Source organism: Bifidobacterium moukalabense DSM 27321 (genome assembly GCF_000522505.1).
Lineage (GTDB): Bacteria > Actinomycetota > Actinomycetes > Actinomycetales > Bifidobacteriaceae > Bifidobacterium > Bifidobacterium moukalabense.
The window spans coordinates 175,580-189,598 of record NZ_AZMV01000004.1 but is presented as its reverse complement, the minus strand read 5'-3'; the positions used below and the strand labels follow the sequence as shown (position 1 = coordinate 189,598).

Here is a 14,019-nt window from a genome sequence, read left to right as displayed (position 1 = left end):
ACGCTTTCGCCTCACCGCTACGGAATGGTGTCAGCCCAATGTTTCCAGGAGTTTGGTGATGATGGTGTCGTTGAGCAGGCGTCCGCGAAGCGTGGGAACTGCACGATGATGTTCGATGGTGACCAGACCGTCATGCTCCAGTTCACGCCATGTGGTTTCGGTGATGGCGCCGCCGAATTGCGTGATTTCAAGACCTTCTCGAATGCGCAGGCCGAGCATGATGGTCTCTTCGAGGTTCTCTTCGGCGGTGATGCTTTCGCTGCCCGCCCATGGGATCCTGCCTTCGTTGATGGCGGTGCCCCACAGATGTGGATGCGCGATGTCCCATGATCGAAGGCCGGACGTCGCCTCGGTGTTTCCGCCGCCAATCAGGCAACGCCCGTCAGGGGGAACGGGAACATGGGCGGGAGGAGCGGCGTTGTAGTGGGAGTGGGCTCCGGGGCCGAGTCCAGCCCAGTCGACGTTGCGCCAATAGCCGAGGTTATGCCTCGATTCATAACCGGAACGCGCCCAGTTGCTGATCTCATACCATTCGAGTCCCGCTGCGGACAGCAGCGAATCGGCGATTTCGTACTTGGTGGCCTCGTCATCGTCGTCCGGAGTCGGCAACGTACCGGCCGCGATCCGTCGGCCCATCGTGGTGTTCGGAGCCACGGTCAATGCATATGCGGAAATGTGGTTGACGCCCAGATCGATGGCCGTGTTCACGGAGGTACGCCAATCATCGAGGCTCTCTCCCGGCGCGCCGTAGATCAGGTCGACGCTGGAACGCATGCCGGCCTTGTTTGCTGCCGCGATTCCGGCGGCGACGTTGTCCGGCGTATGCGTGCGGTCCAGCGTTTTCAGGACATGCGGTACCGCGGATTGCATGCCGAAGGAGATGCGGTTGAATCCGCCGTCGGCAAGTTCGCGCACATAATCGGCGTCTACCGTATCGGGGTTCGCCTCGGTGGTGATTTCGGCGTTATCGGCGATTCCCCACGTCTTGCGCACCGCATCCAACATATTCACCAAGTCGGCGGCCTTCAGGATCGTCGGCGTGCCGCCGCCGAAGAAAACGGTACCGGCCGTCGGTTCGGCGATGCCGTGACGCTCCTGCCATTCACGCACGATCGCCATCTCACGGATCACCATGTTGGCGTAATTGCTGCGGGACGCGCCCGCGCCCATGTCGATGGCGGTATATGTGTTGAAATCGCAATATCCGCAACGCCTCATGCAAAACGGCACATGAATGTAGACTTCGAACATCAGCCTTCGGTCTTCTGGGCGGCGCGGATCTTGTCCTTCGTGTCGCGGTCATTGCCGGCGTCACCGGTGGACAGGGCGGCGATGAACGCCTCCTGCGGCACCTCGACATGCCCGAGCATCTTCATGCGCTTCTTGCCGGCCTTCTGCTTTTCCAACAACTTGCGCTTACGTGAGATGTCACCGCCATAGCACTTGGCAAGCACGTCCTTACGCAGGGCCCGGATGTTCTCACGGGCGATGATGCGTGAGCCGATGGCCGCCTGGATCGGAATCTCGAACTGCTGGCGGGGAATGAGCTCACGCAGCTTCTTCGTCATCATCACGCCATAGGAGTATGCCTTGTCGCGGTGCACGATGGCGCTGAAGGCGTCGACCTTCTCGCCCTGGATGAGGATATCGACCTTCACCAGATCGGCGGCCTGCTCGCCGTCCTCATGGTAATCAAGCGAAGCGTAGCCCTTGGTGCGGCTCTTCAACTGGTCGAAGAAGTCAAACACGATTTCGGCGAGCGGAATACGGTAATGCATCTCCACACGATCGGCGGAAATATATTCCATGGTGCCCATCTGGCCACGATGGTCCTGGCACAGGTCCATCACGGCACCGATGAACTCCTTCGGTGTGATGATGTCGGCGGCGACCATCGGTTCGACGATCCTCTTGATCTTGCCATCCGGGAATTCGCTCGGATTGGTCACGCGGTGCACGCTGCCGTCTTCGGCGGTGACTTCATACGGCACGTTCGGCGCGGTGGAGATCAGATCGAGGTTGAATTCACGGCTCAATCGTTCGGTCACGATTTCCATGTGGAGCAGGCCGAGGAAGCCGCAGCGGAAGCCGAACCCCAGGGCCACGGAGGTCTCCGGCTCATAGATGAGGGCCGCATCGTTGAGCTTGAGCTTGTCGAGTGCCTCACGCAGTTCCGGGAACTGGGCGTTATCGATGGGGAACAGACCGGCATAGACCATCGGCTGCGGATCGCGGTAGCCTTCCAGCGGTTCGGTGGCCGGGTTCGCTGCGGAGGTGATGGTGTCGCCGACCTTGGACTGGCTGACGTCCTTGGCGCCGGTGATCACGTAGCCGACCTCCCCGGCGCCAAGGGCCTTGGTCGGCATCATATCGGGGCTGATCACGCCGATTTCGATCGGATCGTGGGTCATGCCGATACCCATCATGTGCAGCTTCTCACGGGAATGCAGCTCGCCATCGACCATACGGATATACGTGACGATGCCACGGTAGGAGTCGTAGACGGAGTCGAAGATCAGCGCGCGGGCAGGAGCGTCCGGATTCCCCTTCGGGGCCGGTATATCGGTGACGATGCGGTCAAGCAACTCGGCCACGCCCTCGCCGGTCTTGCCGGAGACGCGCAGCACATCGGATGAATCGCAGCCGATCAGTCCGGCGATCTCTTCGGCATGCTTGTCGGGTTCGGCGCTCGGCAGGTCGATTTTGTTCAACACCGGAATGATGGCCAGATCATGGTCGATGGCCATGTACAGATTGGACAACGTCTGCGCTTCGATGCCCTGCGTGGCGTCGACGAGCAGTACGGCACCCTCGCATGCGGCCAACGCGCGAGAGACCTCGTAGGTGAAATCGACGTGGCCCGGGGTGTCGATCATGCCCAGCGTGTACTCGGTACCGTCGAAGGCCCATGGCACGCGCACGGCCTGCGATTTGATGGTGATGCCGCGCTCCTGCTCGATGTCCATGCGATCGAGGAATCGATCGCGCATCTCACGTTCCGGCACGATGCCGCTCAGCTGCAGAATGCGGTCCGCCACCGTCGACTTGCCGTGATCGATATGCGCGATGATGCAGAAATTGCGGATCAGCGACTGATCGGTGAAACCGGGCTGGTTGTGCTGCTGGCCCACGCCATCCTCCTCCTGAAATACGTGACGCAAACGATTCTAACTGCTAGTATCGGCAGTGGACGCTGCGACACTCCTAGGTCCGCTGGCGATTTATCCGCGCGCTATGTTATCATCTTCGTTTGTATGTCCTTATAGAAAACGTCGTTTGGAGTAATAGTGGCAAACATCAAGTCGCAGAAGAAGCGCGTTCTCACCAACGAGAAGGCCCACAAGCGTAATGTGGCAGTGAAGTCCGGTCTGAAGACCGCCGTTCGCGCCACCCGCGAAGCCATCGCCGCCGGAGATAAGGCCGCCGCCGAGGCCGCCTACAAGGTCGCAGCCCAGAAGCTCGACAAGGCTGCCGGCGCTGGCGTGATCCACAAGAACCAGGCTGCCAATCGCAAGTCCGGTCTCGCCGTGGCCATCAACGCTCTCTGAGCCGCATCAGCCAACAGCTAACGGAGAAGCCCCACAGGACAACCCTGTGGGGCTTCTCCGTTATTGTATGGGTCCCTCATGAGGTCGGCTCCATCGGCGATCCCCTTATCATCCTCTCTCTGATGAAGAGGAAAGTGCCATGGGCCTGGCGGAGGAAGATCGGGAATCACGCACTACCGGCGTTCGCTCTTGTCGTCCTCGTCCGGATGGACGACGGGCCGCTTCAGGTACTTCGATTCACCCGGGAGATAGGTATTGTGGCGTATGAGCGCCCCTGGCAGCTGGATATCGAAGATTTCGGACACCAGACGCATACCGACCACAAGCAAGACGATAAGCACATCAAGCACAACCTCCGCCGGGAAACCGACGATGCCGGCGTTCACGCCTTTGCATACCAGCACGGTGAGCACGCATCCGACGGCGGATGGCACTGCGTACCAGTGCTTGTCGCGAATCACCACCGGCACTTCGTTGATGAGCATGTCACGGATCAGTCCACCGCCCAATGCGGTGAACATACCCAGGAAGATCGACGTGGTGCCGGACATGTGGTACATCATGGCTTTGCTGGTGCCATTGACGGCATAGAGTCCCAGCGCCAGCGCGTCCAACGACAGCATGGACCATTTGAGCCTGTTGATCTCCGGATGCGCGATGGCCACGGTAACGGCGGCAAGCAGCGCCGTAAGCACCAATCCCTTGTCGGAAACGCCCACCGGTGGCAGCTCGCCAAGCAGCACATCGCGGATGATGCCGCCGCCCAATGCGGTCAGCCAGGTCGTAACGAGAATGGCGAAGATGTCGTACCCCTTACGCACGGCCGCCAATCCTCCGACCATGCCGCAGAAGAAGGTCGCCAGATATTCGATTCCGACAAAGAACCCATTGCTCTCCAGCGCCACTTCCATGCCCTTTCCTTCCCTCGCGAAGTTCTTTCGATCAACTGTAAAAATACCATAGCCGCAAAGGTGGCGTTCACTGCAAAAGAGCCGGAGGGCGGGATATGCGCCGTGCAACCGCACAACCTCGGCCTGAGTGGACCGGAGCGTGTTGCATTGACGTATATCCCGCCCTCCGGCGGTCTACGCACCGTCAAAAAACGGTCTTGTCGAAGATCAGCAGACCTTCCACATCCAGTTGTGCGGATCCTCGATCTCGCCGAGCTGGATGCCAAGCAGCTGGTCGCGCAGGGCGACGGTGAATTCGCCGGAGCCGCCGTCCGCGACGGTCACGTCGAACTTCTCGGACTTGAAACGACCGATCGGGGTGATGATGGCCGCGGTGCCGCAGGCGAACACTTCGGTGACCTCGCCGGACTTGATGTCTTCGAGCAGCTGTTCCAGGGCGATCATGGTCTCGACCACGTCGTGGCCGTTGTCCTGGATGAGCTGGATCAGGGAGCGGCGGGTCACGCCCGGCAGGATGTTGCCGGTCAGGGACGGGGTCTCCACGTGGCCGTCCTTGTGTACGACCATCATGTTCATGCCGCCGAGCTCCTCAAGGTAGGTCTTGGTCGCGGCATCCACAAAGCAGACCTGCTCGCAGCCGTGGTCCATGCCGGTATATTCGCCGAGCAGGGAGGCCGCATAGTTGCCGCCGCACTTGGCGAAACCGGTGCCGCCTGGGCCGGTGCGGAACCACTTGTCTTCAACCCAGATGCTGACCGGCTTCACACCGCCCGGGAAGTACGGGCCGGACGGGGAGGCAATTACGCAGTAGTCCACCTCATGAGGCGCACGTACGCCGAGGAACGGCTCGGAAGCGAACATGAACGGACGCATGTACAGGGTGTATTCACGGCGGGACGGAACCCAGTTCACATCACGCTTGACGAGAGCGGCCACGGAACCGATGAAATCGTCGATCGGCAGTTCCGGCAGGTACAGACGCTTGGCGGAGTTCTGGAAACGCTCGGCGTTCGCATCCGGACGGAACAGCCAGGTGGAGCCATCGGCATGGCGGTAGGCCTTGAGGCCTTCGAAGCATTCCTGCGCATAATGCAGCACGGATGCGCCCGGATCCATCTTCAGCGGCGCGTACGGTTCGATGCGACGGTCGCTCCAACCCTCACCCTTGGTCCAGGTCATGTGGGCCATGTTATCGGAGAACACCTGGCCGAAGGCCGGCTTGTCGATGAGCTCGGCGCGCTTGGCGTCGGATGCCGGGTTGTCGTTCGGGAGCACGGTGAACTTCTCGGCGAGCTTGTCGAGCTCCGCCGGATCATGATGATTCTGTTCAGTCATTCTTCACTTCTTCTTGTGCATCAGCCGCTTTCACGGCATGCGGATGGTGATATGCCGGCGCTTGTGGCACCGGCTCTGGTTAGTACTCTCTCACACCGCAATCTCAATCGATAACCATCGTTCGCGATATGAGATGGCACGAAATGATACGGAAACAAAGGAGTCCGCGCATGTTATCTACACGCGCGGACTCCTTTTTTTCAGATGTTTATGAAAGAGCCGTCTCACTCAGCGTCGGCGGACTCGGCCGCGGCATCGGCGGCGGCCGGAGCGACCTCGGCTGCGGCGTCTTCCGGCACCTCGACGGTGACGACGGACTCTTCCGGATCGTCAACGTCGAGCACGACGCCTTCCGGCAGCACGACATCCTTGGCGAAGACCTTGGCACCGTCGGTCAGGCCATCGACGTTGACCACGATCTTCTCGGGCAGGTTGGCGACATCGGCGCGAACCTTGAGCTCCTGAATGTCGACGAATGCGACGGCGGCACCCTTCGGGGTACCTTCGACGAACACCGGCACCTCGACGTCGATCTTCTCGCCGGCCTTGACCTCATAGAAATCAACATGCTCGACGATACGCTTCACCGGGTTGCGCTGCACGTCCTTGACGATGGCCATCTTGGTCTGATCGCCGTACTTGATGGTGAACAGGGCGTTGGTGTGGCGCAGGGACAGGGTGGTCTCCTTCATCGGCAGCTGCACGAAGACCGGGTCTTCGCCGCCGGCGTACACGGTGGCCGGGATCAGCTTGGCGACGCGCAGACGGCGGGCAGCGCCCTTGCCGAACTCGGTACGAGCGGCGCCTTCGAGGGTAATGGTGGTAGCCATGATCAAAACTCCTTGATGTTCGTTTCTTCTGTTTCGGCGCATCAACGAGCCGCGAAGACACTCAGGGAGTGAACTCACACGCCGAGTCGATTACGGAAGCCATATGCTTCCCTCGCCAAGACAACAGTCCTTAAGTATACACATCGATCTGACAACGCGTGTTCGACACCGGAAAACCGCGGAACGCACGTACAATCGAAAACAGTGATCATCATACGCGAACGCGGAACGAATACACGGAATCAAGGAATCGAGGCAGCAATGAGGCGCACCCATTCTGACATCGCCCGTACCATCTGCATTGCGGCGGGGGCCGCGACCGCGGTGTTCGCCGGAGCACTGGCTGTTTCCGCGAATACATTGTTCAGGTTCGCCTTGGATTCGCAGTACGGGAAGTCCATGCTCCGCCAGTCACCCTCGGATGATCCGGAGCGTGGGCGCCTGATGAATTCCGGTGAGGCGCGCGAGGCCGGCATGTGGTTCGCGGAGACCAAGCAGCCGGTCACCATCACGAGTTTCGATGGGTTTACGCTGCATGGCTGGCTGTTCGACCCGGATTGCGTGAACCCGAAACCGCATCTCTATGCGATCTGTTGCCATGGATACACCGGCGAACCCGCGGAGATGGCGAAGTGGGCGCATCGTTTTGCACGTCTCGGTTTCACGGTTCTGGTCCCGGCCCAACGCGCGCATGAGATGAGTGAGGGACGTTATACCGGCATGGGCTGGCTGGAGCGCAATGACCTGCTCAATTGGATTCATCTGATCATCGAAAGCGACCCGGAGGCACGCATCCTGCTGCACGGCAATTCGATGGGCGCCGCGACGGTGATGATGACCGTCGGCGACCCCAGACTGCCCCGTAATGTGGTTTCCGCCATCGAGGACAGCGGCTATGCGTCGGTAAGACTGCAGTTCATCGATACGGTCCGTGCGATGTTTCATCTGCCGAGGCTGCTCGCTGCGATGTGCGTGGATGCCGCCGGACTCGTCTGCAAATACAAGGCCGGCTACGACTTCAACGATGCGTCAAGCATGGAGCAGCTCCGTCATGCGACGATTCCGATGCTGTTCATCCATGGCGACGCCGACACATTCGTATCCCCACGCTTTCTGGATATGAACTTCAACGCCTGCTCAAGCCTCGACCGTGAGAAGGTGCTGGTGCCCGGCGCCGACCATGTGATGAGTTCGGCAGTGGCGCCGGACCTATACTGGCGCAAGGTCGAACGATTCGTCAGACGAACGTTCAAACTGTAGGATCCGCCTGTTTCAGCGCCTTTCGCCGGGATTGCAGATCTGCATGGCCACGCCGTCCTCCATGATCCGGAATCCGTGCCTCTGGTAGAACGTGGCGTTTTTGCTCTCCTCGGGCATGACCTCGATATACAGGTAATCACGATACCTGTCTTTGACCATGCCGACCAGATGCCCGGCGATGCCGTGACCCTGATATTCCGGATCCACAAGCACGTAGTGCATGTAGGCCACCATCTCGGTATCGTCGAGCACGCGTATCAGCCCTGCCAGACGGTCGCCGTCCCAAGCCGTGAATACGGTGGACGAGCCCATCAGCGCCTTGTGCAGGCGCTCCGGATACTCTCCCGACACCCAACCGACGGAACGGAACAACCGTTGCGTCTGTTCCTTGGTGAACTTCTTCTCATCGGTATACGTAATCTGCATAGCCTGAACGATAGCGCGCATATCGTTAAGGGGGCATTACCGTCCTAATATGCGGAACCTGTCATGACTGGAAGGCATGGAGGGAATCAATGCCCCTACGCACGGTACCAACGGGCGAACCACATACCGTCATCCCAACCGGCTCCACGTTCAAGCATCCAACCATGTACGCAGGCGAGATAATGGTTCAGCAGTCGGTCACAGATCATGGTGAAACCATGCATGGCAATCAGCTCCAATCAAAAACGGCCGAGTGCAGGCAATTGAGGTATCGCACTGTCACTGTCGGATTTTGGTATTCGTTTGATCTTCGTCGCTGCAGCTGAAGATACCTATTATCGTACAATCCATTACTGTTTCATGGCATGCATTTATATCGTTTCCGATTGCCGTACTATCAAAATCGTGCATCCATCATCATGAGGTCGGCGTAGGATTCCTACCATGAGCGAGGATTTCCAACCGATCACCGTGTTCTCGGACCTGTCCGAACAGGTGCACTACAACCTGCCCGGCCTGCCGTTGTACGCGCATCGTGACCCGATGTCGCGCTATCGGGATTTCCGCTGTTCGCGCCACTGGCATCGTGACCTGGAATTCCTGCACGTCATCACGGGCGAGATCTCCTATTTCATCAACGGGCGCATCGTGGCGCTGCGGGCCGGAGAGGGCATCATGGTCAATTCAAGCCGGCTGCACTACACCTTCTGCCCGGACCGGCGCGAATCCTGGTTCACCTGCGTGGTGGCAGGTCCTGCCCTATTCGAACGGCTCTCCCCCGACATCGCACGGCGTGTTGAGCGGCGGACCGCACAGAACATGGATGACTACATCACATTGACCAACGAGACGGCATGGCAGCGCAAGGCCCTGCAATCCATCGACGATATCGTCGCGCTGATGCCGAACGCCACCGATGCCAGCCCGCTACAGGCGGTCGCCCAAGCGATCGCCCTATGCGACACCGCCCTGGAGCATTTCCACCTTGTCGACGATGCGGGTACGCCGGAATATGCTTGCGAGCAGCGCAACCGGTTCGCAGTGCTCGCCATGACCGGTCTGATTCAACAGCGCTTCAGCGACCCACTCACGCTGGATGATATCGCCTCGGCGGCCTCGATCAGTCGAAGCCAGTGCTGCATGCTGTTCCGCAGGTACGTAGGCAGCACGCCAAACGAATATCTCATCGAGCAGCGCATCGAACATGCACGTGCGCTGCTTGCCGAAACCGGTATGGGAATCAATGAGATCGCCAAAGCCTGCGGCTTTTCCTCACCCAGCTACTTCACCAACGTCTTCCGCAGACGCTGCGGTGCGACGCCAAGGGCTTTCCGCACCATGCAACGAGACGATACGACCAGCGGGAATCCGCTTTCGCCACATACCGACCGTTACGACGATTATGGGATGAGCCGTGATCTTCCGTCAGGCGGTGTGGCTTCGCACCACGTCGAGGATGGTTGCGCCGCCAAGCAGGGCCATGACGCCACCGGTAACGATGGAAAGGATGCTTTTGCCGCGTGAACTGGTGAGTTTGGCGGAGAAGGTGGCGGCCGCACAGGCCACAACGGTGAGGATCACGCCGCCTTCGACGGCATGGATCAGGCCGAGCGACAGACCCATTTGGAGATTGCCGACGCCGGACACGAGGAACTGCGGGATGACGGCTATGTAGAAGACGCCGATTTTCGGATTGAAAAAGTCGGTGAGGAATCCGCGCCACCATGATGAGAAGAGGCTCGGCCTGGGCGTCGGCGCGATCAAGGCCTGTGCGGCGGATTCCGTGGATGCGGCTGGATCATCGGTGGATTCCCGGGTCTGCTTTGCAGCCCGCCCCGTTACGATCCCGAGCCTTCGCCTCACCCAATCGGACATGCCGGACATGCTCCACGCCAAGTAGAACAGATACAGGCCGCCGATCACACGGATGATGTCGTAGGCCAGCGGAAATGCGGAGATCAGCGCGGCAAGTCCAAGCGAAGCGGCGACCGCCCACACGAGCACGCCGCACTGGATGCCGAATCCCGCCATGATGCCATTGCGGCGACCGTAGTGAATCGCCTCGTTCATGGTCATCACCATGTCAAGACCGGGAACCATGGCCATGGCTCCCGCCAGCACCGCGAATCCCAGCAACGCCTGCATGTATGTCATGGCACTCCTCCCGTTGACGACGTACTCCACTATGCCATCACGGAAAGTCATTTTCCATACGCGAACAGCGTGATGCCCCCCACCGGTTCCCCGGCGGGGGGCATCACGACCTCATTCCCCGCTCGCCCAGGGAGGCCTCATCGGCCGTCCATCGACGAATCGACGCGATCGAACACTCAGAGCATTGACTCGTACAGCTTCTCCAGCGATTCCTGCGTGGTGACGAGCTTGGAGCCCGGAGTGTTCACGAGATTGCCCGGCGAAACCTTCTGGGCGTTCTGCGCAAGCCACGAGATGTCCTTCTTCTCGATGCCGAGATCGCCTAGCGTCACGTTGAGATCAAGATCCGCGAGCAGTCTCTTCACTCGTGGCGCGCAGTCCTCGGCGGTGAATCCGCCCAGGACCCTCGCGATACGACCGTACTTGAAACGGTTGTACTGATAGGTCGCTTCGATGGCGAACGGTTCGATGGCGGCCAGGCCCTTGCCGTGGGTGGCGTTCTTCAGACCGCTGACCGGATGTTCCATGGCGTGCGCCAGAGTGATGCCGGCGGTGTTGATGACCATGCCGCCGATGGTGCCGGCAAGGCAGACCTTGGACCACTGTTCGTCGGTACCCTCGCCGCGATACAGGCTCACGATGTTGTTGGCGATGAGCGGGATCGCATATAGGGCGAGCGCGTCGGTGAACGGCTGCGCATTATTGGCGGTGAACGCTTCGATGCAGTGGCACAGCATGTCGCAGCCGTTGGCGGCGATCACACTGCTCGGCATCGTGCGCATCAGGTCGGGATCGACGATGGATGCGGTGGCCACGAGCGCCGGGCTACGCAACGACTTCTTGTCGCCGTTCTCCGGATTGGTCATGACGGCGAAGCCATTGGCTTCGGATCCGGTGCCGAAGGTGGTCGGCACGAGGATGAGGGGCAGGGCCTTGTCGGAGGTGCGCTCACCATAGATGTATTCGCTGACGCCGCCCTCGTTCTCGGCCATGAACGCAATGCCCTTGGCCGCATCCATGGCGCTGCCGCCGCCGAGGCCGATCACGACATCGACATGCCGGTCCCTGGCGAGTCGGGCACCCTCTTCGACCGTGGTGGTCAGCGGGTTCGGCGTGACCTTGTCGAAGAGCACGGTGGTCATGCCCACGCCCTCGAGCAGGCCGCGGACCTTGTCGTAGGTGCCGTTGCCCTTCACGGAACGCCCGCCGGTAACGATCATTGCGGTGGTACCGTGTGCGGAGGCGATCTTGCCGATCTCCTGCACCTTGCCCTGGCCGAACACCAGATTGATCGGCAGGAAGTAGCCGAAACCGTTCGCCCATTCGTCCGGGGCGCTGGCTTCGGTCGCGGCGAGGTTGACGACGGCGGAGGATTCGATGACCGCCTCTTCCTGTTCGCCGCCGTTGTCGAGCTCGCTGACGTACAGCTGCGCGTAATAGCCGAACTTGTCTTTGTACACCATCTTGCTGAAGATGAAGAACACGACGCCGAGTGCGGACCAGCCGGCGACCATGAGCCATTCCTGCGGGGCCAGGGTCACGCCGGTGCCCGGAAGGACGTACAGCAGGATCATGATGCCGGACATCAGCACGGCCATGGTGCCGATGAGCTTCCAGTGCTTCACCCGGTATGGGCGCACCATGTCCGGTTCCTTCACGTGCAGGATGATGAAGGACAGCGACACCATGCAATATGCGAGGATGCATCCGAAGTTGCCCGCGTCCACGACCCACACGAGCATCTTACGTCCGGCGAACGGCGCGAGCACGCTCAGGACGCCGACGACGATGATGGCGACATACGGGGTCTTGGCTTTGGAATGCAGCTTGGTGAAGAAACGCGGAATCATGTAGGACTCGGCCATGGAGTACATGGCACGGCTGCCACCGATCATGAAGGAGTTCCAGCTGGTAAGGATGCCGCACATGCCGGCGAGGATCAGCACCTTCGCCATGATGTTGCTGTGGAAGGCCGCCGCCATGGCGTCGGCGGTGACCAGGCCGGTGCCGTTGGCCGAGGCGGCAATCTGATCGCCGGTCATCACATAGCCCACGGAGAAGATCACCAACGCATAGAAGCTGATGCCCAAAACGATGGAAAGGATGAGAATCTTGCCGATCTTCTTGAGCGGCACGTTGATCTCCTCGGCGGCCTGCGGAATCACATCAAAGCCGATGAAGAAGAACGGGCTGACGGCGGCGACCTTGACGATGGTGGACATCATGCCGCCCATGCCCGAGCCTTCGAACATCTGGTCCTGCAGATTGGAGACGTCACCGGTGATCACGGATGCCGCGATCAGCAGGATGCCGGCCGCGCCGATGCACAGGGTCAGAATGTTCTGCAGCTTGGCCGCGATCTGCGCACCCATGATGTTGATGACGGTGATGAAGACGGCGAACAGCACGGCGGTGCCCAGCCATGTGGCATAGATGTCGAATCCCGCGACGGAGTACAGGTACCCCTGCAGGAAGTCCGGCCACACATAGGTGATGATGGTCGGCAAGGCGCACGCCTCGAAGCAGACGACACTCACATAACCGAGCACGATGGCCCAGGTGCAGACGAACGAGCCGATCGGACCCATGGCGCGCATGCTGAACACATGCTCACCGCCGCATTCGGGCATTGCCGGCGTCAGCTCGGCATAGGTCATGCCGATGAAAAAGATCATCACGCCACCGAGGATGAAGCCGAGCATGGCGCCGATCACGCCCGCCGTTCCGATCCAGTCGCCGGTGGAGACCACCCATCCCCAGCCGATCATCGCGCCGAAGGCGATCATCAGGATGTCAAGGGAACTGAATGACTTTTTAAATTCCGAAGTTTTCTTAGTTGGCGTTTCCATCGAAAGTTCCTTCCTCACGTAAGCTCTGCGATGGCGATTCAAGAGACGAAGAGGCCGCGCTCCCCTGAGTCACGGCCCCTGTGTCCGGTTATTCGTTCAGCATTTCGACGAGCATGAGCAGATACTGGCAGGTCTTCTCCCAGCCGAGCAGGCTGCTGTTGATCAGCAGGTCGCGCTGGCTCCGGTCGCCGCGATTGGTGCCGGTGATGTACTGATGCCTGCTGCGGTTCTTCTCGTCGTTGTAGCCGACGATCTCGCGCGCCTTCTTTTCGCTCACGGATTGGTTCTCCATGATCGCGCGAATGCGATCCTCCTCCGGCGCGTAGATGAAGATGTTGATCAGATCGTCCCTGTCCTGCAGCAGATAGTTGGCGCTGCGGCCGATGATGACGCAGGATGACTGCTCCGCCATCTTGTGCATGGCCTGGTATTGCAGGGAGATGACCTTATTCGTCAGGTTCGCGTAGCGCGGGCCGAGCGTCGTCTCGAAGGTATAGGGGACGTTCGTTCCCCTGTCGGCCTTCTCCACAAGCTCCTTGTCCACGTCCAGATCGTTGATGATCTTATCGACGAGGTCACGGTCGTAGTATTCGATGCCAAGCGCCTTGGCGAGCATCCTTCCGATCTCCGGACCACCGGCGCCGTATTCGCAGCCGATGGTGATGACCATGTGCTTCATACAGCTCCTCCTTTCATACGGGTATTG

13 protein-coding genes are annotated in these 14,019 nt (G+C 60.0%); 3 read left to right on the top strand and 10 right to left on the bottom strand.

The features are described 5' to 3' along the window. Positions 1–30 precede the first annotated feature (30 nt). Entirely contained in the window at positions 31–1,251 is a 1,221-nt protein-coding gene (hemW, locus tag BMOU_RS04860) for a radical SAM family heme chaperone HemW (protein WP_034875376.1), read from the bottom strand. Continuing rightward, positions 1,251–3,131 carry a translation elongation factor 4 gene (gene lepA / locus BMOU_RS04855; RefSeq protein ID WP_034875374.1) on the bottom strand — a complete coding sequence of 627 codons (1,881 nt, stop codon included), beginning with the start codon at positions 3,129–3,131 and terminating at the stop codon, positions 1,251–1,253. The genes hemW and lepA overlap by 1 nt, the downstream gene beginning before the upstream one ends. Positions 3,132–3,287: 156 nt before the next feature. Here lepA and rpsT point away from each other — a divergent pair, with 156 nt between their 5' ends. Continuing rightward, entirely contained in the window at positions 3,288–3,548 is a 261-nt protein-coding gene (rpsT, locus tag BMOU_RS04850; protein ID WP_003840264.1) for a 30S ribosomal protein S20, read from the top strand. 173 nt (positions 3,549–3,721) lie between these two features. On the opposite strand, the gene BMOU_RS04845 is transcribed toward rpsT, so the two are convergent. The 3 genes from BMOU_RS04845 to BMOU_RS04835 all read right to left on the bottom strand — a co-directional run bounded on the left by BMOU_RS04845 (position 3,722) and on the right by BMOU_RS04835 (position 6,624). Continuing rightward, complete coding sequence (locus BMOU_RS04845) at positions 3,722–4,459, bottom strand: trimeric intracellular cation channel family protein (protein ID WP_034875371.1); 738 nt, start codon at positions 4,457–4,459, stop codon at positions 3,722–3,724. 207 nt (positions 4,460–4,666) lie between these two features. After that, positions 4,667–5,794 (bottom strand): branched-chain amino acid aminotransferase, encoded by a 1,128-nt coding sequence (locus tag BMOU_RS04840; RefSeq protein WP_034875369.1) that lies wholly within the window; start codon positions 5,792–5,794, stop codon positions 4,667–4,669. Between the two features lie 224 nt (positions 5,795–6,018). After that, the gene (locus BMOU_RS04835; protein ID WP_034875367.1) at positions 6,019–6,624 is read right to left on the bottom strand and encodes a 50S ribosomal protein L25/general stress protein Ctc; all 606 of its coding nucleotides are present in this window, start codon (positions 6,622–6,624) and stop codon (positions 6,019–6,021) included. 261 nt (positions 6,625–6,885) lie between these two features. Between BMOU_RS04835 and BMOU_RS04830 the strand changes: the two genes are divergently transcribed. Further along, positions 6,886–7,884, top strand: a complete 999-nt coding sequence (locus BMOU_RS04830) for an alpha/beta hydrolase (RefSeq protein WP_034875365.1) — start codon at positions 6,886–6,888, stop codon at positions 7,882–7,884. Positions 7,885–7,896: 12 nt separating this feature from the next. Here the strand turns inward: BMOU_RS04830 and BMOU_RS04825 are convergent, their stop codons facing one another. Together BMOU_RS04825 and BMOU_RS11695 are read right to left on the bottom strand one after the other, a co-directional pair. Beyond that, positions 7,897–8,310, bottom strand: coding sequence for a GNAT family N-acetyltransferase (locus tag BMOU_RS04825; RefSeq protein WP_034875363.1), 414 nt, complete (start codon positions 8,308–8,310; stop codon positions 7,897–7,899). Positions 8,311–8,405: 95 nt separating this feature from the next. After that, positions 8,406–8,534 carry a hypothetical protein gene (locus tag BMOU_RS11695; RefSeq protein ID WP_268744944.1) on the bottom strand — a complete coding sequence of 43 codons (129 nt, stop codon included), beginning with the start codon at positions 8,532–8,534 and terminating at the stop codon, positions 8,406–8,408. A 220-nt stretch (positions 8,535–8,754) separates the two neighbouring features. Between BMOU_RS11695 and BMOU_RS10995 the strand changes: the two genes are divergently transcribed. Next, positions 8,755–9,834, top strand: a complete 1,080-nt coding sequence (locus tag BMOU_RS10995) for an AraC family transcriptional regulator (protein WP_081738496.1) — start codon at positions 8,755–8,757, stop codon at positions 9,832–9,834. Here the strand turns inward: BMOU_RS10995 and BMOU_RS04815 are convergent. The 3 genes from BMOU_RS04815 to BMOU_RS04805 all read right to left on the bottom strand — a co-directional run bounded on the left by BMOU_RS04815 (position 9,736) and on the right by BMOU_RS04805 (position 13,992). Next, complete coding sequence (locus tag BMOU_RS04815) at positions 9,736–10,464, bottom strand: LysE family translocator (RefSeq protein ID WP_034875359.1); 729 nt, start codon at positions 10,462–10,464, stop codon at positions 9,736–9,738. The two genes, BMOU_RS10995 and BMOU_RS04815, sit on opposite strands and share 99 nt — an antisense overlap. A 176-nt stretch (positions 10,465–10,640) precedes the next feature. Next, complete coding sequence (locus BMOU_RS04810; protein WP_034875357.1) at positions 10,641–13,313, bottom strand: bifunctional amino acid transporter/iron-containing alcohol dehydrogenase; 2,673 nt, start codon at positions 13,311–13,313, stop codon at positions 10,641–10,643. 88 nt (positions 13,314–13,401) lie between these two features. Next, entirely contained in the window at positions 13,402–13,992 is a 591-nt protein-coding gene (locus BMOU_RS04805; protein ID WP_034875355.1) for a cytidylate kinase-like family protein, read from the bottom strand. Positions 13,993–14,019 lie beyond the last annotated feature (27 nt).

Coding starts and splice junctions, on each gene's coding strand:
- BMOU_RS11695 (WP_268744944.1), bottom strand. CDS start 8,534: ATGCATGGTTTCACCATGATCTGTGACCGACTGCTGAACCATTATCTC.
- BMOU_RS04830 (WP_034875365.1), top strand. CDS start 6,886: ATGAGGCGCACCCATTCTGACATCGCCCGTACCATCTGCATTGCGGCG.
- BMOU_RS04815 (WP_034875359.1), bottom strand. CDS start 10,464: ATGACATACATGCAGGCGTTGCTGGGATTCGCGGTGCTGGCGGGAGCC.
- BMOU_RS04845 (WP_034875371.1), bottom strand. CDS start 4,459: ATGGAAGTGGCGCTGGAGAGCAATGGGTTCTTTGTCGGAATCGAATAT.
- BMOU_RS04805 (WP_034875355.1), bottom strand. CDS start 13,992: ATGAAGCACATGGTCATCACCATCGGCTGCGAATACGGCGCCGGTGGT.
- BMOU_RS10995 (WP_081738496.1), top strand. CDS start 8,755: ATGAGCGAGGATTTCCAACCGATCACCGTGTTCTCGGACCTGTCCGAA.
- BMOU_RS04810 (WP_034875357.1), bottom strand. CDS start 13,313: ATGGAAACGCCAACTAAGAAAACTTCGGAATTTAAAAAGTCATTCAGT.
- hemW (WP_034875376.1), bottom strand. CDS start 1,251: ATGTTCGAAGTCTACATTCATGTGCCGTTTTGCATGAGGCGTTGCGGA.
- BMOU_RS04835 (WP_034875367.1), bottom strand. CDS start 6,624: ATGGCTACCACCATTACCCTCGAAGGCGCCGCTCGTACCGAGTTCGGC.
- BMOU_RS04840 (WP_034875369.1), bottom strand. CDS start 5,794: ATGACTGAACAGAATCATCATGATCCGGCGGAGCTCGACAAGCTCGCC.
- BMOU_RS04825 (WP_034875363.1), bottom strand. CDS start 8,310: ATGCAGATTACGTATACCGATGAGAAGAAGTTCACCAAGGAACAGACG.